14 protein-coding genes are annotated in these 18,756 nt (G+C 65.9%); 13 read left to right on the top strand and 1 reads right to left on the bottom strand.

Going from position 1 to position 18,756, the window contains the following annotated elements:
* Positions 1–84 precede the first annotated feature (84 nt).
* Entirely contained in the window at positions 85–1,569 is a 1,485-nt protein-coding gene (locus ACWEO2_RS28135) for an amidase (RefSeq protein ID WP_452408070.1), read from the bottom strand.
* Between the two features lie 471 nt (positions 1,570–2,040).
* Between ACWEO2_RS28135 and ACWEO2_RS28130 the strand changes: the two genes are divergently transcribed.
* Genes ACWEO2_RS28130 through ACWEO2_RS28070 form a run of 13 tightly spaced genes read left to right on the top strand, consistent with a single transcriptional unit; the run spans position 2,041 to position 18,702 of the window.
* Positions 2,041–4,068: an AMP-binding protein gene (locus ACWEO2_RS28130; protein WP_452408069.1), complete on the top strand. Its 2,028-nt coding sequence runs from the start codon at positions 2,041–2,043 to the stop codon at positions 4,066–4,068.
* Entirely contained in the window at positions 4,065–5,108 is a 1,044-nt protein-coding gene (locus ACWEO2_RS28125) for a 3-oxoacyl-[acyl-carrier-protein] synthase III C-terminal domain-containing protein (RefSeq protein ID WP_452408068.1), read from the top strand. The genes ACWEO2_RS28130 and ACWEO2_RS28125 overlap by 4 nt, the downstream gene beginning before the upstream one ends.
* Before the next feature lie 23 nt (positions 5,109–5,131).
* Positions 5,132–7,750, top strand: coding sequence for an aminotransferase class III-fold pyridoxal phosphate-dependent enzyme (locus ACWEO2_RS28120; RefSeq protein WP_452408067.1), 2,619 nt, complete (start codon positions 5,132–5,134; stop codon positions 7,748–7,750).
* 52 nt (positions 7,751–7,802) lie between these two features.
* Positions 7,803–8,912: an acyl-CoA dehydrogenase family protein gene (locus ACWEO2_RS28115; RefSeq protein WP_452408066.1), complete on the top strand. Its 1,110-nt coding sequence runs from the start codon at positions 7,803–7,805 to the stop codon at positions 8,910–8,912.
* A 37-nt stretch (positions 8,913–8,949) separates the two neighbouring features.
* Positions 8,950–10,431, top strand: a complete 1,482-nt coding sequence (locus ACWEO2_RS28110) for an FAD/NAD(P)-binding protein (RefSeq protein WP_452408065.1) — start codon at positions 8,950–8,952, stop codon at positions 10,429–10,431.
* Entirely contained in the window at positions 10,428–11,999 is a 1,572-nt protein-coding gene (locus tag ACWEO2_RS28105) for a DHA2 family efflux MFS transporter permease subunit (RefSeq protein WP_452408064.1), read from the top strand. The genes ACWEO2_RS28110 and ACWEO2_RS28105 overlap by 4 nt, the downstream gene beginning before the upstream one ends.
* A 46-nt stretch (positions 12,000–12,045) precedes the next feature.
* Positions 12,046–13,140: a DUF3419 family protein gene (locus ACWEO2_RS28100; protein ID WP_354954023.1), complete on the top strand. Its 1,095-nt coding sequence runs from the start codon at positions 12,046–12,048 to the stop codon at positions 13,138–13,140.
* A gap of 34 nt (positions 13,141–13,174) precedes the next feature.
* Positions 13,175–14,749: an S-methyl-5-thioribose-1-phosphate isomerase gene (mtnA, locus tag ACWEO2_RS28095; protein WP_452408063.1), complete on the top strand. Its 1,575-nt coding sequence runs from the start codon at positions 13,175–13,177 to the stop codon at positions 14,747–14,749.
* Positions 14,746–15,315 carry a 1,2-dihydroxy-3-keto-5-methylthiopentene dioxygenase gene (locus ACWEO2_RS28090; RefSeq protein ID WP_452408062.1) on the top strand — a complete coding sequence of 190 codons (570 nt, stop codon included), beginning with the start codon at positions 14,746–14,748 and terminating at the stop codon, positions 15,313–15,315. The genes mtnA and ACWEO2_RS28090 overlap by 4 nt, the downstream gene beginning before the upstream one ends.
* Entirely contained in the window at positions 15,312–16,028 is a 717-nt protein-coding gene (mtnC, locus tag ACWEO2_RS28085; RefSeq protein WP_452408061.1) for an acireductone synthase, read from the top strand. The genes ACWEO2_RS28090 and mtnC overlap by 4 nt, the downstream gene beginning before the upstream one ends.
* Before the next feature lies 1 nt (position 16,029).
* Complete coding sequence (locus ACWEO2_RS28080) at positions 16,030–16,422, top strand: hypothetical protein (RefSeq protein ID WP_452408060.1); 393 nt, start codon at positions 16,030–16,032, stop codon at positions 16,420–16,422.
* 43 nt (positions 16,423–16,465) lie between these two features.
* A complete protein-coding gene (locus ACWEO2_RS28075) occupies positions 16,466–17,404 on the top strand; it encodes an SGNH/GDSL hydrolase family protein (protein ID WP_452408059.1) in 939 nt (312 codons plus the stop codon).
* Positions 17,404–18,702 (top strand): acyltransferase family protein, encoded by a 1,299-nt coding sequence (locus ACWEO2_RS28070; RefSeq protein WP_452408058.1) that lies wholly within the window; start codon positions 17,404–17,406, stop codon positions 18,700–18,702. Before ACWEO2_RS28075 ends, ACWEO2_RS28070 begins: the two co-directional genes overlap by 1 nt.
* Positions 18,703–18,756: the final 54 nt, after the last annotated feature.

Here is an 18,756-nt window from a genome sequence, read left to right as displayed (position 1 = left end):
TGCGTGCCTGCGGCGCGCAGACCACCTGACTTTGGTGCGGAACGTCAATTCGGCAGTCGCTGTGCGCCCAGCGATTTCACCCGATCAGACGAACAGTTCTCGATAGTTGTGCTGCCAGGGTCGGATTCGTTCGTAGGCTGCGGCGAGGCCGAGTACGGTGTCGTCGCGGAAGCGGCGGCCGACGATCTGCATTCCCACCGGCAGTCCAACTGGACTCGTGCCTGCGGGTACCGAGATCGCCGGGTGCCCGCTGTAGTTGAACGGGTGGGTGAGGCACCAGCCGAGCAGTGGATCCACCGACTCGCCATTGACGGTGTCCGGGCCGACGGTCCAGCCGTCTTCGGTATTGGCGACGCCCGCTACCGCGGTTGTGGGGGTGACGATCGCGTCGTAGTCCTCCAGTATGCCGTTGATCATGTCGAAAACCGCCGTGCGCAGGAACTGGTCTCGGCGGTTCTCGACAGTGCTCAGTGCGAAGCCGCGGTCGGCGACGGCGCGCAGGTGCGGTGGCAGGTCCGCCCAGGCCACCGCGCGCAGATCGAGACCGAGATCGCCGAACATCTCCATCAGACACACCATCGCCGAGCCGGTCAGCCGCATCCACAGATCGGTGATCTCCTGATGCGGCGCGGGTAGTGTCGCCTCCGGCATCTCGACGGTCACGCCCGCTGTTTCGAGCGCGCGTACCGACTCGTCGAGGACCGCACGCACCTCCTCGGCCACCGGAAAGCCGCCCAGTGTAGGCAGATACGCGACGCGCAAGCCGGCGACGGGGGCGAGGACGGCGTCGCGGTAGCGCTGTTCGGGGAGTGGGACACTGCCCGGATCCCGCGCGTCAAAGCCCGCCATCGCGTCCAACATGAGCGCACAGTCCTCGACCGACCTGGCCAATGGGCCATTGCCCATGAACGGATCGAGGGTGAAGAACGCGTCCGGTCGCACGATACCGGCGAGCAGTCCGTAAGAAGGCTTGAGGCCGACGACGCCGCACATCGCGGCCGGAATACGCACGGAGCCGCCGCCGTCGGAGCCCTGCGACAGTGCGCACATCCCCGCGGCGACGGCCGCGGCGCTGCCGCCGGAGGACCCACCCGCATTGTGTCCGGGCGCGAACGGTGTGCTGGTTGGGCCGAACAGTCGGTTGTCGGTGGTGGCCTTGTGCCCGAACTCGGGGGTGTTCGTCTTACCGAGGACGATCGCGCCCAGCTGCTCGAGTCTGGTCACGTGCGGCGCGGTTTCCGCGGGCACATATGCCTGGAATTCCTTGACGCCGAAGGTATTCGGCACGCCTGCCTTGAAATCGAACAGATCCTTGACGGCGATCGGGACGCCGTGCAGAGGTCCCCGTAACCGCCCGGTGATCACGTCCTTTTCGGCCGCTAGCGCCGCCGCTCTGGCTTGATCGGCAAGGACGCACACGTAGGCGTTGATCGCGGTGTTATGGGCATCGATGCGTTTCAGGTACGCATCGACGATTTCGACCGGTGAAAGCGACCGGCCGCGGATACGTTGCGCGAGTTCCACCGCGGGAGTGAGAACGAGGTCATCCACTTCACTGGTGTTCGTCATGCGCTCCGACATTAGCGGCGAAATGCCCTGGTGGGCGGCCGATTTGGGTAAACAGTCCCGAAACCTATTGGGGCACAATGCGTTAACGCATGGCGACCAACCGACCGGTTTGTAATCAGAGTGCCTGGTCAGGGGCGGTCTGTCGGGTGGGCGGCGCGGTCGGCCGAACTGGCAACGCCGGCTCTGTGGGTGCTCCGGCACGCGTCATTTAACATGGATGTCATATTACTGAATTCAGATTGTCACGGTTGACGCCCGATTTAGGCTCCGCTAATGTCGGCGATAGCTTCGCGATCAGTGCTCGTATCTCTGGATGGCGCAGGCTTCAACGATGAAGCGGACAATTCCGTGGAGAGACATTCCGCTGTCCATCGCGCGGGGCATATGCATGACTCAGGGGTGTTCATGAAGAATTCACCGTCGATTCCTGACGCGGACTGTCGTAATTGGGTCGACCTGTTGAATGTGCGAGTGGAAACGCATCGCGCGGAAACCGCTTTCGTATTCCTCGACAGCGCGGGACAGGAAGTCGAGGCGCTGACGTACGGGGAACTCCAGCAGCGCGCGCAGGCGATCGCATGCCAGTTGACCAGGGAGGTCGCGGTTGGTGATCGGGCCTTGCTGCTCCATCCGCCGGGCCTCGATTATGTGGTGTCGTTCTATGGGTGCCTGTACGCGGGTGTTATCGCCGTACCGCTGTTCCCGCCGCAGCCCAATGTGCTGGAACAGGTCGATACGATCGCCCGCGATGCCGAGGCGAGCATTGTATTGAGCACCGGAGATATTGTCGGAGGAATGGCAGATCTCGATGACGAGTGGTACATCGCGGGACTGCCCAGAATTGCGTCCGACGCAATAACGGAACCACCGGAACATGCTGTCGAAGTGGAAATCGCGGAGGCGGATATCGCTTATCTGCAATACACGTCCGGGTCTACTTCGGTGCCGAAGGGTGTGATCATCCAACACGGAATGATGCTGCACCAGTGCGCCGAGTTGGTGTATGGCTGGGGCGTCGATACCGAAAGCGTCGTGGTGTCCTGGCTACCGCACTTCCACGACTTCGGGCAGGTCAGCAGCGTGTTGCTGCCGGTATTCACCGGGACCAAAGCGGTTCTGATGGCGCCGTCCACATTCGTCAAGAACCCGATCCGCTGGCTGTCGGCGGTCTCTGCCTATCACGGAACCCACAGTGGCTCACCGAATTTCGCGTTCGACCTGTGCGTGGACCGGACGACACCGCAACAACGCGCCGAACTGGACCTGAGCAGTTGGCGTTTGGTGAGCAATGGCGCCGAACCCGTCCGCAAGGCCACACTCGCCCGCTTCCGCGCCGCGTTCGAGCCGCACGGCCTGGCCCCGACCGCGCTGACGCCGGGATATGGCCTGGCCGAGGCCACCCTCAAGGTCACCTCGGGGACTTCGGGTGTCGAGTTTGCCGCGACGAGCTTCGATACGACGGCACTCGGCGTGCGCGAGGCGGTGCCCGTCGGCGATGCTCCGGGGACCGAATTGGTTGGCTGCGGAACTTCCGTGATGCGCACAGACATCGCCATCGTGACACCGGAATCCGGGCAGCGAACGGCCGACGGCGCGGTCGGCGAGATCTGGGTCAGTGGACCGATCGTGTCACCGGGCTACTGGAATCGCCCCGAGGACAGCGAACGTACTTTCCGTGCCCGGATCACCGGCGAGGGCGACGCCCGAACCTATTTGCGCACAGGGGATCTCGGATTCTGGTACGCCGGTGAGCTGTATATCTGCGGCCGGGTCAAGAACCTGATGATCGTCAACGGCGTGAACTACTACCTCGAGGATATCGAGACCACCGTGGTGAACGGCGTGGCATCGCTGCGGGCCGGAGCGGTCATCGCCTTCTCGGTCGAACGTGACGGTCAGGAGAACCTGGTCCTGGTCGCGGAGTACCGGGCGGACGCGGGCCCGAGCCCGCAGGCGCTGGTCACCGCGGTGCACGACGCGGTCGCGCGTAAGCACGCCATCGTGCCCGTCGCCATCGTATTCATCGGCCAGGGCACGATTCCGCGCACCACGAGCGGCAAACTTCGCCGCCAGCAATGCAAATCCGACTTCCTCGCGGGTGCGCTCGCCGAGGTCCACCGCTGGGAGGGCATGGTGACCATCGAAACATCCGCCGACACAGGCATGTCGGCAACGCCGTCGATGCGCGAGCTGGTACAGCAGGGGCTGCTCACCCAGATCCAGGAATGGATGGCCGAAAATCTGGGGTCGGACGGTCCGCGGCTCGACTCGGCTCGTTCGCTGGCCGAGCACGGGCTCGGCTCGGTGGACCAGATGAACCTGCACGACCGGTTGGAAATATGGTCGGGCAAGCGGTTCCCGCCGGAACTGATGTGGGAAGCGACCTCCATCGCGGCGATGACCCAGATCATCGCGGACCATCTGACACCGGCCGTCGATGATGTTGTGAGCGCGCCGCAGGATGAGGATCCCACCGGGGTCAGGAGCGCGGCGAGATGAGGCTCCGATCGGCGGCCGCCGCACTACCCTCCCGGACCGTTACCAATGCCGACATCACCGACCTGATCGCCACCCACAGCGCGGACAGCTTCACCGGTGATCTCGACGACGCCCTGCGCAAGGTCGACTACTACCTGCGGTACGCGGGCTCGGCGTCGCGGCAATGGCTCGATCAGGGGGAGCGCCCGATAGAGCTGCTGCGCGACGCGGCGAACTCGGCGCTGGAACGGGCGCAGTTGCGGCCGCGGGATATCGACCTGCTGATCTATACCGGGATCGGCCGGGGATTCATAGAACCGGGCGGGGCCTACCATACGGCGGCCGCGCTCGGGCTGGACAACCCGCACTGCTTCGACATCCTCGATGCCTGCATGAGCTGGACCAGGGCGGTGCAGGTCACCGAATCCCTGTTCCGCACAGGAGAATTCCGCAACGCGCTGATCGTCAATGCGGAGTGCAACCTGCGCTGGGGCGGTGTGGTGTTCCCGCACCTGTTCCGCATGCCGCGGCTCGAGGCGCTGGAATCGACGTTCCCGGCATACACCCTCGGCGAGGCGGCCACCGCGACCGTGCTCACCGCCGAGGACAATGAGCCGTGGGAGTTCCGGTTCGCCTCGCGTCCCGATCTGGCGGCCTTGTGCAATGTGACCCTCGATGGCTACGAGGGCTATTGCGAGCCCTCGAACAAGCTGGCCGCCAACGGTGTCGGTTTCTTCACCTCCTACGGATTCGAGATGCACGAGATGGGCGCTGCGGATGCGCTCAGGGTGTTCGAACGGCTCGAGGTGCGCACCGACGAGGTATCGACGCTGTTCACCCATGCCTCCAGCAAGCGGTACTGGCAGGGCATGGCCGACAAGGTCGGGCTCGGCGACGCCGTGCACCACGTCTACGACCGGACCGGGAATATCGTGTCCGCCTCGGTGCCGACCGCCATCGCCTCCGCGATCGAGCAGGACCGGTTGCGTCCCGGCGATCGCGCGGTCGGCTGGGTCGGCAGCGCCGGAATGTCCTTCGGCGCCTTCTCTTTCGTCTTCTGACGCCCGATCGGAACAGGTGGACCATGCTCAGACATCTGGCCAAGGCGGCGACCTTCACCGTACTCGGCGCCGTGGAGTATTCGATCACATCGATCCGCGAGCGCGGTCGCAACGCCGAACAGCGCCGCGCCGACGCGATCCTGGAATTCCTTATTCGGATGGGGCCGATCTATATCAAGATGGGCCAGATCGCCGCTACCCGCTCGGATCTGCTGCCACCGTCGTGGGTGGATACGCTGCGGGTGCTGCAGGACCGGACGCCGCATATGTCGCCGGCCGAGTCGCGTGCGGCCATCGAGCGGGAACTGGGCGGACCGCTGGCGGCGACCTTCCGCACGCTGGATCTGCGGCCGGTGGCCAGCGCGTCGGTGGCGCAAGTGCACCTCGCCGAGTTGCTCGACGGTCGCCGGGTCGCGGTCAAACTGGTCAAGAACAGAGTTCCCGAGCAGATCGACCACAGCCTCGGCGCGATCGGTTCGATGCTGAAGCTGGTGCATCGGACCACGCCTCGCGTGCGCGAGTTGAACTTGCCCAAGCGATTCGACGAGGTGGCACGGCTGCTGCGGCCGCAGGCCGATATGACCCTGGAGGCGCAACAGCAGGAGCGGATCCGCGCCAATTTCGTATCGCACCCGTATGTGCTGGTGCCGCAGACGCTGCCGGAGCTGGTCACCGATCGGATGCTGGTGATGGAATATATGGACGGCATCCCCGGAAAGGAGTCCGCCACAGTCGATTTCCCGCGCGAACGGCTGGCGCAGCGGCTACAGGACGTGATCTACACGATGCTGTACATGCACGGCATGTGCCACGGTGATCCGCATCCGGGCAATATCCTGTTCACCCCGGACGGCAAGCTGGTCCTGCTGGACTATGGCGTCACGGTGGAGTTGAGTGAGGACGAGAAGTGGGGCCTGTCCTCGTTCTACTACGCGTGCACCCGCAAAGAGTGGGATATCGCGATCGACCGGTTCACCCGGTACTTCGTGGTGGCGAACGAAAAACTCGAGCGCGGGCGCGAGTCCTATCGGACCGAGATGGTCGAAGTGCTGCGCTATCACTTCGACATCAGCTCGAGTCAGTGGTCGACCGTCTCCTATTTCAACGACGTGAGTGCTGTTCTGCGCAAATATGATTCGCAGTACACCACCAACTTCACCAAGGTCGAACTCGTCTTCCTCTCCTGCGAGGGTTTCGCCTCCCAGATCAATCCCGAGATCGACATCTGGGCCAACGCGCGCAAATTCACCGACCGCTACTCGCCGTATATGAACGCCGAGGTCGAACGGCGCTTCGCGAACAGCTTCCAGCAGCAGATGCCGACCTCACTGGCACTGCGGGACCGCGCCCACGACACACTGGTCGCGCCGACGCATATCGACCGGTACTTCTTTCCGAGCGGCTTCCCGGTATTCGTCGAGGAGGCAACCGGCGGCAAGGTGCGCGACTTCGACGGTAACGAATACATCGACCTATCCGGCGGTTACGGTCCGCACCTGCTCGGCTACGCGCATCCCGCGATCAATGCCGCGATCGCGGACGGCGCGCGGCGGGGGCTGGTCAACGGCATCGGCAACCGGTCCGAAATCGAGTTGGCCGAACTACTCGTCGACGCGCTGCCCGCCGCCCAGAAGGCCGTCCTGTGCAATTCGGGTACCGAGGCGATCCTGTTCGCCATCCGGATGTGCCGCGGGTATCGACGCAGGCATGTGGTCGCCAAATTCGAGGGGCACTACCACGGCTTCTCCGATCAAGGCATGGTCAGTTCCTGGTTCCGCTTCGCCGGCGACCGCGACCGTCCCGCACCGGTGGCCGGATCGCTCGGTTCGGATCCGGGCAGCGTGGCCAGCACCGTCGTGCTGCAGTACGGCGACATCCCCGGTTTGGCCCGGCTCCGCGAGCACGCCGACGAACTCGCCTGTGTCATCCTCGAGCCGATGCCCACCTCCGTGGTCGCGTTGCACAGCGACTTCCTGGCCGAATTGCGCAGGCAGTGTAGCGAACTCGATATTCCGCTGATCTTCGACGAGGTGGTCTCCGGATTCCGCGTCGCCTACGGCGGCGTGCAGGTACTGGCCGATATCCATCCCGACGTCACCTGTCTGGGCAAGGTGATCGGCGGCGGTCTGCCCTGCGGTGCGGTGGTCGGTGACGCGCGGATCATCAATATGGCCAAGAGTTCGCAGGATCCGTTCTACGACTACGAGAACAAGGTCTTCGCGGGCGGCACGCTCAGCGGTAATTCGCTCACCTGCGCGGCCGGCCTCGCCGCACTGCGCTATCTGCGCGAGCACCAGGAAATCTATATCGAACTGGAGGACAATACCCAGCGTCTCGCCGATATGATGCGCGAAGCCGCCGAGCAGCGCGATATCGCCTGCCGGATCAATGCCCGCAACTCGATCTTCTCGCTCAACTTCAGCCATCGCGAGGCGGGCCTGTACCGAGAACGCATGGCGGGCAGCAACTTCAAGGCCACCATCGCCCTGGCCTACTACATGCGCAAGCACCAGGTGTATCTGCCGGAACTGCACAGTTTTCTGATCAGCGCCGCGCACAGCACCGAAGACCTGGATCAGATCGCGCATGCCTTCGAGAAGAGCCTCGACGAAATGCTCGCCGACGAACTCTTCGTCATCTGACCCAACACACACGGGGGGGATCAACGACTCAGCTCGATCATCGGAGAATGCAATGCGATTCATGGCGCGGGAACGCGAAACGGCCGAACGATTTGTCCCCGGACTCGATGCGAAACTGCACGAGGTGCCGCTGGAAGTTCTCGAATCCAAGGACAGCCCGGGGCTGTCGATCTTCCGCGAGTTCGGCGGCCCCGGACTGCTCGTCGGTAAGGCATCGGGCGGACTCGGCGCCTCACTGCTGGAGGCCGCGCATATCCACCGCGTGCTCGGCAGCCGGTCGCCGTCACTGGCGATCGCGGTGAATATGCATTCGTGCACGGTCGCCGCGATCCCACCGGGCCCCGGCACCGAGGCCATGCTCGGGATGGTCGCGGCGGGTGGGCTCTATCTGGCATCGGCCTTCGCCGAGGGGATTCCGGGTGCCGGTGTCATCGCACCGACGCTGCGTGGTGAGCGGATAGCGGGCGGGTGGAAGCTCAATGGCAGCAAGAAGCCGTGCAGTCTGTCGCGGTCCATGGACATTCTCACCGCCAGCGTGCTGCTGCGGCCCGACGGTGCCGACGAAGCGGAGTTGGCGTTGGCGGTCATCCCCGCTACATCACCGGGTATCGAGGTGCGTCCGCTGGGCACCGGGCTGGTCTTTCCCGGCTCGGAAACCGAAGAAGTCGTGCTGACCGATGTCGAGATCACCGACGATTCGGTGTCGTTCTTCGGCAAGACCGACAGCCTCAACGCGGCGCTCACCGCCGGCTGGCTGACCTTCGAGCTGCTGGTATCGGCCTGCTATCTGGGCATGGCCAGCGGATTGGTCGAGCGGGTATCGGAGCAGGGGCGCGGCACCGCCGCCGACCGGATGCTGCTGGTGGGTGAGTTGGAGGCGGCGATGGCCGCCATCGAGGCCGTCGCGACCGAAATCATGGAGGGCTCAGGCGAACCCAGCACCGTCGCGCGGGCACTGCATGTCCGATTCGCGGTGCAGCGCGCCGTCGAGCGGACCTCGGCACTGGCGACCGAATTGCTGGGCGGTGTCGCCTTCATGGTGGGTTCCAGCGCGCTGCTCTACACGGCCTGTCGTGCGCTGGCCTTCCATCCGCCGTCGCGCACCGGCATCGCCGGACCGCTGGATCGGTTCGTGGCCGGCGAGCCGTTGATCGTCACCTGACAACCATTGCCGCAGACCAGAATTCGAGGTTGAACCCATGACTTCCGAGGCCGAGGACGCGGTAATCGTCCAGATCGGGCGCGGACCGACGGGCACGGCGCTGGCCAGGCAACTGCTGCCCGGACTGCCCGCGGGCACCCGATATGTCGTCGTCGACCGCGATCCGGCCGCGACGCGGCTGCCATTCGGCACACCCGAGCCGACACACCTGATCAACACTCGGGCTGCCAAGTCCAGCCTGAATCTCGCCGATCCGGACGAATTCCAGCGCTGGCTGACCGATCAGGCAGCGGCAGCCGGTCAGCCGGTCGCGGAATTTCCCGCTCGCGCCTGGTTCGGCAGATATGTGCGCGACATGTTCGATCAGGCGGTGCAGGACGCGACCGCGGCGGGCGTCGTGGTCGATGTCGTGGCCGATGAGGCGATCCGGGTGGCGGTCGGTGATACGCGGCGGTGGCGGATCGAGTGTGCGAGCGGCCGCGTGCTCGTGGCCGACCGCGTCGCGATCTGTGTCGGCATGCTGCCGCAGTCGGATCGCTTTCCGGATCTGGTGGGCGCGCCGGGCTATTTCGCCGATCCGTGGGAGTTGCCCGCGCTGCCGGATGATGTGCGCGTCGCGGTGCTCGGCACCCGGCTCACCGCCATCGATACCGCGCTGACACTCGCCGCGCGGGGGCACACCGGCCCGGTTCTGCTGGCTTCGCGGTCCGGACGGCTGCCGCGGCTGCGCGGTCCGGAGACCACCGCACCCATTCCGCACGTCGAGCAGTGCATGCAGCGGGCGGTCGATGCCGGAATGCTGCGGTTGGTCGACTTCGGCCGGGCGCTGATGGCCGATATCGCGGCCGCCTCGACCGAACCGCCGGACTGGTCGGAGGTGCGTGACTGCGGTCCGACCACCCAGGTGATGCTCGAGCATGAGCTGGCGGGGCTCGACGGGGGAGTCGAGCGCGGATGGCAGCAGGTGGTCAACGGCGCGTCGCCGATGTTGCTGCCCGCTTGGCAGCTGCTCGTGGAGCAGGACCGCACCGAATTCTTCGCCGAGTGGCTGACGCCGCTGCTCGTGCACGGCGCACCCATCCCACCCGAAACCGCCAGGCGGGTGCTCGCGGCCATGGGTGCGGGGCGACTGCGCGTATTCGGCGGACTGCATGCGGTCGAATGTGTCGACCATGGATTCGCGATACACCTCGACGGCACAACGGAATTCGCGGACGTGGTGATCAATGCGACCGGTGCGGGCACTGATATCGCGGCGCTGCGGACCCAGCCTGTGCTCGCCGGACTGCTGGACGACGGTCTGCTCACCGCCCACCCGCACGGTGGGGTCCGTATCGAGGTCAGCACCTTCGAGCCGCTGGACGCGTTCGGCGCACCGGTGCGCGGGATATATGTCGTCGGTGATCTGGTCCGCGGTGCGGTGCTGGTGACAAACGACGTGATCGCACTGTCATTCCAGGCCGCGCTCGTCGCCACCGCGATGCGCGCGAACGACGAAGCAGGAGTTCATATCTCATGACCGCAACGACATCGCGATCACGATCGCTCGTGCTCGCCGTGCTGTGCCTGTGCGTCATCGCGATCTACATGGACGCGATGATCGTCAACCTCGCGTTACCGAGCCTGGTGCGCGAACTCGGCTCGAGCACCAGCGGATTGCAATGGATCGTCGACGCCTACGCGCTGACCTTCGCGGCGCTGGTGCTCGCGGCGGGCAGTCTCGGCGACCGATTCGGTAGGCGCGGCACACTATTGGCCGGTCTGGTGGTGTTCACGGTGGCGACCGGCGCGGGCGCGCTGTGCGACTCGACCGGGCAGCTGATCGCGGCGCGCACCGTGATGGGTCTGGGTGCGGCGCTGATCTATCCGTCCACGCTGTCGATCCTGACCAATGTGTTCGTCGACCGCCGCGAGCGCGCGGCGGCAATCGGCGTATGGGGCGCGGTATCCGGGATCGGCGTGGTGCTCGGACCGATCATCGGCGGACTGCTGCTCGACCACTTCTGGTGGGGCAGTGTGTTCGTCGTCGTGGTACCGGTCGGTGCGCTGTGCATCTTGCTGGTCGCGCTGGTGGTGCCGAACTCCAGGGACCCCCGGGCACCCGGTCTCGACTATCCCGGCCTCGTATTGTCCACGGTGGCCATCGGATTGCTGGTCTACACCATTATCGAGGCGCCGAATCGCGGATGGCTCGGCGGGGCGAGTCTGCTCGGCTTCGCGGGGTCCGCGGTGCTGCTGGTCGTCCTGGTGTTCCGTGAGTTGAATACCGAGCATCCGATGATCGACGTGCGGCTGTTCCGAAATCTGCGGTTCTCCGCCGCGTGCGGCACCATCACGATCACGTTCTTCACGCTCAACGGCTTCACCTTCCTGGTGACGCAATACTTCCAATTCCTCAAGTCCTACACACCGCTCGGCGCTGGTGTGCGGCTGATCCCGGTCGCGGTGGCGATCATCATCGGGTCGGTGCTCGGCGGCAAACTGGTCGTCAAACTGGGCACCCGAAGTGTGGTCACCGCGGGACTGATCCTGATGGGTGTCGCCTACGCCTGGTTCTCGGTCGATGATGTGGTGACCAGCTACACCGTGATCGCGGCGCAGATGGTGCTGATCGGCCTCGGCATCGGGTCGGTGGCGATCCCCGCGACCGAGTCGATCATGGGCGTGGTGCCCGCGGCGAAGGCCGGCATCGGCTCCGCCATGAACGACGCCACCAGATTGCTCGGCGGCACGCTGGGCATCGCCGTGGTGGGCAGTGTGCACCACTCGCTCTACATCGACAAACTGCCCGACGGCAGTGTGCCCGGTGTGCCCGGCGGCGTACTCGAGTCGAGTCGGGATTCGGTCGGGGCCGCGCTGCAACAGGCGGCCGGATTCGCCGCCCGCGGCCAGAACGCCCTGGCCGACGCACTGCACGACGCCGCGCAGACGGCATTTCTGCACGGATTCCAGATCACCTGCCTGGTCGTGACCGGCGTATGCGCCGTGGCGGCCGTCGCGGCCGGCGCGCTGCTGCCGACGCAACCGCCACCGCCGCCGGTCGATGCCGAGGCCGATGCCGAACAGTCGGATGTGGCGCCGGCATGACGCGCATCTTCTCGCCCGATGTATGTCCCCGGAGGGGTAGCAGACCGTGAAAAGTACTGAAAACAAAGATCGTTGGCTGCTCTACAGCACCTGCGACGAGGATTCCCGCTCGGAGTTGCGTGCGCTCGACATCGCCGAGGGCGACGATGTCCTGGCGGTGACCGGTAGTGGTTGCCGCGCACTGAGTCTGGTGGTCGGCAATCCCCGCTCGGTGACCTCGGTGGACAGTTCCGCTGGGCAGACCTATCTACTCGAGCTTAAGCTGGCCGCGATCCGGCATTTCTCCTACGACACGCTGCTGGAATTCCTCGGCGTGGACGCCTCGGCCGACCGGTGGCGACTGTTCGAGGAGTTGACGCCACAGCTCTCACCCGGTGCCGTCGCCTACTTCACCAAGTATCGCAAGGCAATTGCCAAGGGGGTGCTGCAGGCGGGCAGGCATGAGCAGCTGTATGTCCGGGTGGTCGCGCCCGCCATGCGCGTGCTGTACGGCTCCGCGATGCGTGCACTGTTCGCGGCGCCGGACCTGGATACGCAGCGCGAGATCTATCGCACCCGGATCGACGGCTGGCGGTGGCGGGCCATGATCCGTCACGGCTTCACCGAGCGCACCCTGAAGACGGTCCTCAACGACGACTCCTACCGCGTCGTCACCGATGTGCAGTCGTGCGGCGACTACGTCCTGGAGCGGCTCGAGCACACCTTCACCCACCATCTCGCCAAGGACAACGACTGGGTGTCGTTCATGTTCCACGGCCGCTACCCGAACCGAGAGGTGTTGCCGCACTACCTGCTTCGCGACAATGTCGCGGCCATCAGAGCCGCCGACACTCGGGTCGAGATCGTCCGTGCCGACCTGATGGATCATCTCCGATCGCTGCCGGACCGCTCGATCGACAAGTTCTCGCTGTCCGATGTGACCAGCTGCATCGACCGCGAACAGTTCGGCACGCTGATGAAGGAAGTGGTGCGGATCGCGCGCACCGACGGTCGAATCTGCTACCGCAACTTCCTGTCTCGGCATACGCCGGCACCGGAACTGCTCGGCGGCCTGCGCCGCGACGACGACCTGTGCACGCAGTTGTTCCACGACGACTACGCCTTCGTCTACCAGTTCGAGATCTTCACCGTCGGCGCTTGACCGCCCGGATACCGAGACAGGGGAGGTAACGGCCTTGGAACGCTCACTGGACTGGGTGGATGGCGTGATCTACGCCGTCGACCAGCGCGCACTGCCCGGCGAATTCCGGATCGTGCGCATGACGACGGTGGACGAGGTCATCGCCGCGATCGAGACGCTCACCGTGCGGGGTGCACCCGCGATCGGTGCGGCGGGGGCACTGGCGGTCGCGCTGTCCGTCCGCGCCCATCGCGGGGACACCGCAGCGGTCACCGCGGATGCCGAACGCATCGTGGCGGCGCGGCCCACCGCCGTCAATCTCGCATGGGCGGTGCGGCGAGTGTGCGCCTACCTGGCTCAGGGGCCGGACGCGGTGCTCGACGCCGCGCTCGCGCTACTCACCGAGGACGAACAGGTCAATCGCACGATGGCCGCGCGCGCGGCCGATGTGGTGTCGACGATGGCCGGACGACATCGTCTGCGGGTCCTGACCCATTGCAACACCGGCCGATTGGCGACCGTGGCGTGGGGCACCGCGCTGGGCGCCATCCGCGAACTGGCCCAGCGCGGCCGGCTGGAGAGCGTGCTGGTCGGCGAGACGCGGCCGCTGCTGCAGGGTGCGCGACTGACCGCGTGGGAGCTGGCCGAGGCGGATATCCCGCATCGGATCTGTGTGGACTCGGCGAGTTCGGCCGCGATCGCCAGTGGGCTGGTCGACTGTGTGCTGGTCGGCGCGGACCGGATCACCGCTCACTTCGACGTGGCCAACAAGATCGGCACGTATCCGCTGGCCCTGGCGGCGGCTCGGGCGGGTATTCCCTTCGTCGTGGTCGCGCCGGAATCCACGATGGACGCGTCGATCTTCGATGGCGCCGCGATCACCATCGAAGAGCGCGCGGCCGGGGAAGTCACCTCGGTCGCCGGACATCCGGTCGCGCCCGAGGGGAGCGCCGCCTACAACCCGGCCTTCGATGTGACGCCCCGCGACCTGGTCACCGCCGTGGTGACCGAACGCCGAACGGTATGGCCCGCACTGGGTTACGGGCTTCCGGATATGGCAGCGCAGTTGCACCGGCGCGGCTGGCTGGACGGGACCGCGGGCAATCTGTCGGTCCGTGTGCCCGGTACCGGCGATGCGCTCATTACCGCGAGCGGCCGAAGCAAAGGCGCGCTGACCGCACGGGATCTCGTGCTGGTCGACGCGGAAACCGGTGCGGCGGTTGGCTATCCGGACCAGCGCCCGTCGGCCGAGGTGTCGATCCATGCCGCGCTGTACCAGATCTTCCCGGCCTGCGGAGCTGTGGTGCATGCGCATCCGCCGCACGCGACCCTGGTCGCCACCTTGGCACAGCGACCCGCCGTGCAGTTCGACGACTTCGAGATCGTCAAGGGATTCGGGCCGCGCCGCAACGGCGGGTTCGAAGTCCCGGTGCTGCCCAATCACGACGATGTGCGCCGGATCGCGGCCGAACTGCGCGCGCGGCTCGACCATCACTCGGCACCGGCGGTGCTGATCGATCGGCACGGCGCGACCGTGTGGGGACCCGACCTCGAGACCGCGCGCAATCGGATGGAGTGCCTGGAAATGCTGTGTGGACTACACCTTCGGACCCGAGCAGGCCAGCCATGACGATCGTGCAGGTAATGGCGGACAACAACCGCGACGAGGTGATTGTGCGCACGACCGAGCGAGCCGAAATCGCGGAACTGCTCGCGCCATTCGATATCCACCTGGAACAGTGGCCGACCAGGGGGCTCGCGGCGGACGCCACACAGGACGAGATATTCGCCGCCTACCGCGGGGAAATCGACGACGTGTGCGCGGCGGGCGGCTACCGGCTGGTCGATGTGGTGCGGATGGTTCCGGACCCGGAGAACGCGGAATGGCGGACCCGAGCTGCAGGCGCCCGGACCAAGTTCCTCGACGAACATCGCCACGCGGAGCACGAAGTTCGCTTCTTCGTCGAAGGGCGGGGCTGCTTCTACCTGCACCTCGGCGACAAGGTGTACGCGGTGGTGTGTGTTGAAGGCGATCTGATCTCGGTGCCCGCCGGTACGACGCACTGGTTCGATATGGGCGCCACACCGCAGTTCTGCGCCATCCGATTCTTCGAGCAGGAGGACGGCTGGATCGGCGACTTCACCGGCGATCCGATCTCCGCGCGGATGCCGAGCCTGGACGAGCTACTCGGATGAGCGAGCGCGGCGAGCCAATGGTCGATACCGGCGACGCGGTGCTGCTCGATATCGAGGGAACGGTGAGTCCCGTGGCGGCCGTGCGGAATACGTTGTTCGGCTACGCCAGACCGCGCCTGGCCGACTGGTTGGGGAGGCCGGACCCCCGGATCGGGCGGATTGCCAAAGCGGTCCGGTCGGCGCTGCACGATCCGCATGCCGACCTGGATGTGGTCGCGGCCGAACTCGCGCGATGGAGCGATGCCGATAGCAAGGCCGAGCCGCTCAAAGCCCTGCAGGGGCTGATCTGGCAGGACGGCTTCGCCACCGGAGTGCTGACGGCAACGCTCTACGACGATGTACCGCCGCTGCTCCGGGCGTGGGTGCGCCGGGGCGACCGGGTGTACATCTTCTCCTCGGGTTCGGAACTGGCGCAGCGACTCTGGTTCGCCAACACCCAGTTCGGCGATCTGTCCGCACTGATCAGCGGCCACTTCGACCTGTCATCCGCCGGACCGAAGAACGACGCGCGGTCCTACCGGGTGATCGCGGAGGCGATCGGGGTGCGCCCCGATCGCATCGGCTTCCTCTCCGACAATGTCGCCGAACTCGACGCGGCGGCCGCGGCGGGTATGCGGGCCGTCGGCGTCTCCCGGATGGATGAGGGCTGTCCGGATGTCGGCAGGCATCCCCGGATCACGCGATTCACCGAGATACGAGTTGGGAGAAACTGAGATGACACAGACCGCAGCCCGATCGAGATCAGCGCGACTCGCGCTGTCCTGCGCCGCGCTGTGCGGAATTGTGCTGGGCCTCACCGGATGTGGGGACGACGACAGTTCCAAGCCGGCCACCTCGACCACCTCCGCGCCGGTGGTGTCGCCGATCGCCACCACCGCGCCGACGACCGCTCCCACCACAACGCCCGCGCCCACCACGGCGGATAGCGCGAGTGCGCCGCCGCCTGCGCCGACCCAGCAGCAGGCTCCGGCGCCGACCCAGCAGCAGGCTCCGGCGCCACAGCCCCAACCCGCACCACAGCCAGTGCCGCAGACCCAACCTGCGCCGCAACCGCAGCAGCCACCGACGCTGCCCGATCCAGGATTCGAACCGAAACCCGGCTACTGACCCGCCGGTCACCCGACTCGGCCTGCTCTCGACAAGGACGCCCATGACGTACTCGACCCGTTACCGCACACTGACCACGGCCGCGCTCGGTCTCGCCTCGGCCATGCTGCTCGCGTCCGCACCGTTCGCCACGGCCGATCCCGGAGCCGACGGCAAATCCCTTGTGGTGCTGGGTGACTCCTTCACCGCGAACGGCGATATCGGTGCGGCGTTGGAAAATGTCACCCCCGGCGCCCAACCGGACTGCTCGCACGGCCCGACCTCGTGGCCGACGCAGCTGGCCAAGAACCTGAACGTCTGGGGTACCTCCGATTTCATCGATATGTCCTGTCGCGGTGCGTCTTTGGTCAGTGGACCGGGGTTCACGTTGGCGCACGAGGCGCGCAGCGCGGATTCGGCCGGATCGTTCGGGCCGCGGACCAAGACCGTGCTGATCCAGACCGGGTTGAACGACGCCTGGGGCGAGAACACGGTGCGGCTGCGCCAGACCCTGCTCAACTGTGTGCTCGACCTGATTCGCGGATGTGGCCCCGAGGCCGCGGCGCAGGGGCGCGCCACCGACTATCGCGGGGTCAGCACCCAGCAGTACCTGGAGCGGATCAAGCCGGTCGTCGACTATGTCCGCTATTACGCGCCGAACGCACGCATCGTCTTCGTCGGCTATCCGGAGATGAACGCGCCAGGGCAACAGCATTGGTGCATCAACGTGCTCGGCGTCGGCACGATCGTCCAGCAGCGCGCGGGCGCGCCGATCGAACTGTGGGACCGGATGGATGCCGCGCAGCGCGCCGCCGCGCGGACCCTCGGCGTGGAATTCTTCGACGCCAAGGCGGTCACCGCCGGACACGGCCTGTGCTCGCCGGAGCCGTGGCTGGCCGGAATCCTGGACCCGAACAGCGAACTGATGGGCACCCCGGTGCACCCGTCGTCGCACGGTGACGGCGTGGTGGCTGCCGCGCTGCGGCAGCTGATCGCGGGCTGATGATGGCGAGCGAGGTGGTGGCGGGGGATCGGGACGCCTTGGCGGAACTCGACCGGAGACGACCCGCTCTGCCGTCGCTGACCGGGGCGCGCTGGTGGGCCGCGTTCGCCGTATTCGTCCTGCACGCGCTGGTCTTCCTGCCGGTGTACCCGTTCCAGAAGTCGGACCTGTTCCGGCACTTGCATCAGCTGCTGCCGATGCAACTGGGCGCGGCCGGTGTGACGTTCTTTTTCGTGCTTTCGGGTTTCATCATCTTCTGGTCGTTCAAGCCGAATAGTTCAGTGCCGCGGTTCTACTGGCGGCGGGTCCTGAAGATCTACCCGACGCATCTGGTGGCGGCGGCGGTATTCGTGGTGGCGGCGAATGTGCCGCTGCACCGGTTGGTGGTGTGGGTGCCGAATCTGGCGCTGGTGCACACCTGGGTGCCGAAGTGGACGACGGTGGGCGGGTTGAATGTGCCGTCTTGGTCGTTGTGCTCGGAGATATTGTTCTACTTCAGTTTTCCGTTGCTGCTGCCGCTGGTACGCCGGATCCCCAGCCACCGGCTGTGGTGGTGGCTGGCGGGTCTGCTGGTGTTCATCCTGTTGCTGCATACCGCGTACTACCTGTGGGTGCCGGGGCCCAAGGGCATAGCGAATGTCTTCGCACCGCGCCTGGTTCGCGGCGATGTATCACCCTTTTTCGAACTGCATGCCTCACAAGCGTGGTTTCGGCAGCCGGACATCCCGGTGTCCCCGGCGTATTGGCTGAGCTACAACTTCCCGGCATCACGACTGCCGGAATTCTTCCTCGGCGTACTGGCCGGACGACTGGTACTGGAAGGACACTGGCGACTGACCAGCGTCCGAATGCCGTTGGCGGCGTTGGCGATCAGTTATGCAGCCACCTGGGTCGTCCCGGTGAATTACAAGATGTCGGCACTGCTGGTCGGCCCGATGACGGCCGTGGTGGCGACGCTGGCCGCCCGCGACCTGGCCGGTCTGCGTGGGCTGAACTCCACCCCGCGCATGGTCTGGTTCGGCAATATCTCCTACGCCTTCTACCTCATCCAATTTCCGGTGATGGTGCTGATCACCCGGTGGTTCATCGGCGGTCGGCAGTTCGGATTCCTCGGCTGGCTCGGCTTCGCCGCGCTGTGCCTCATCATCTCGACCGTCGCCGCCGCAGTGATCTATCACTGGATCGACGACCCGCTGATGCGCAGGTTCGCGGGCCGACGCTGCAAAACGCCCGATGCACCGGATTCGCGGCCACCCGCGCCGGAGCTGAATACCGTAGGAGTCCAGCCTGCCCGATGATCCGCACGGCGTGCGAAGTCCGGACGCCCTACACCTGCGCACCCAGCCCGTCGA

This window comes from Nocardia sp. NPDC004278, assembly GCF_053602975.1.
The sequence above is the reverse complement of the archived record's forward strand: the minus strand, read 5'-3'. Positions and strand labels throughout refer to the sequence as shown.

Coding starts and splice junctions, on each gene's coding strand:
- ACWEO2_RS28080 (WP_452408060.1), top strand. CDS start 16,030: ATGACACAGACCGCAGCCCGATCGAGATCAGCGCGACTCGCGCTGTCC.
- mtnC (WP_452408061.1), top strand. CDS start 15,312: ATGAGCGAGCGCGGCGAGCCAATGGTCGATACCGGCGACGCGGTGCTG.
- ACWEO2_RS28075 (WP_452408059.1), top strand. CDS start 16,466: ATGACGTACTCGACCCGTTACCGCACACTGACCACGGCCGCGCTCGGT.
- ACWEO2_RS28070 (WP_452408058.1), top strand. CDS start 17,404: ATGATGGCGAGCGAGGTGGTGGCGGGGGATCGGGACGCCTTGGCGGAA.
- ACWEO2_RS28125 (WP_452408068.1), top strand. CDS start 4,065: ATGAGGCTCCGATCGGCGGCCGCCGCACTACCCTCCCGGACCGTTACC.
- ACWEO2_RS28105 (WP_452408064.1), top strand. CDS start 10,428: ATGACCGCAACGACATCGCGATCACGATCGCTCGTGCTCGCCGTGCTG.
- ACWEO2_RS28120 (WP_452408067.1), top strand. CDS start 5,132: ATGCTCAGACATCTGGCCAAGGCGGCGACCTTCACCGTACTCGGCGCC.
- ACWEO2_RS28110 (WP_452408065.1), top strand. CDS start 8,950: ATGACTTCCGAGGCCGAGGACGCGGTAATCGTCCAGATCGGGCGCGGA.
- ACWEO2_RS28090 (WP_452408062.1), top strand. CDS start 14,746: ATGACGATCGTGCAGGTAATGGCGGACAACAACCGCGACGAGGTGATT.
- ACWEO2_RS28115 (WP_452408066.1), top strand. CDS start 7,803: ATGCGATTCATGGCGCGGGAACGCGAAACGGCCGAACGATTTGTCCCC.
- ACWEO2_RS28135 (WP_452408070.1), bottom strand. CDS start 1,569: ATGACGAACACCAGTGAAGTGGATGACCTCGTTCTCACTCCCGCGGTG.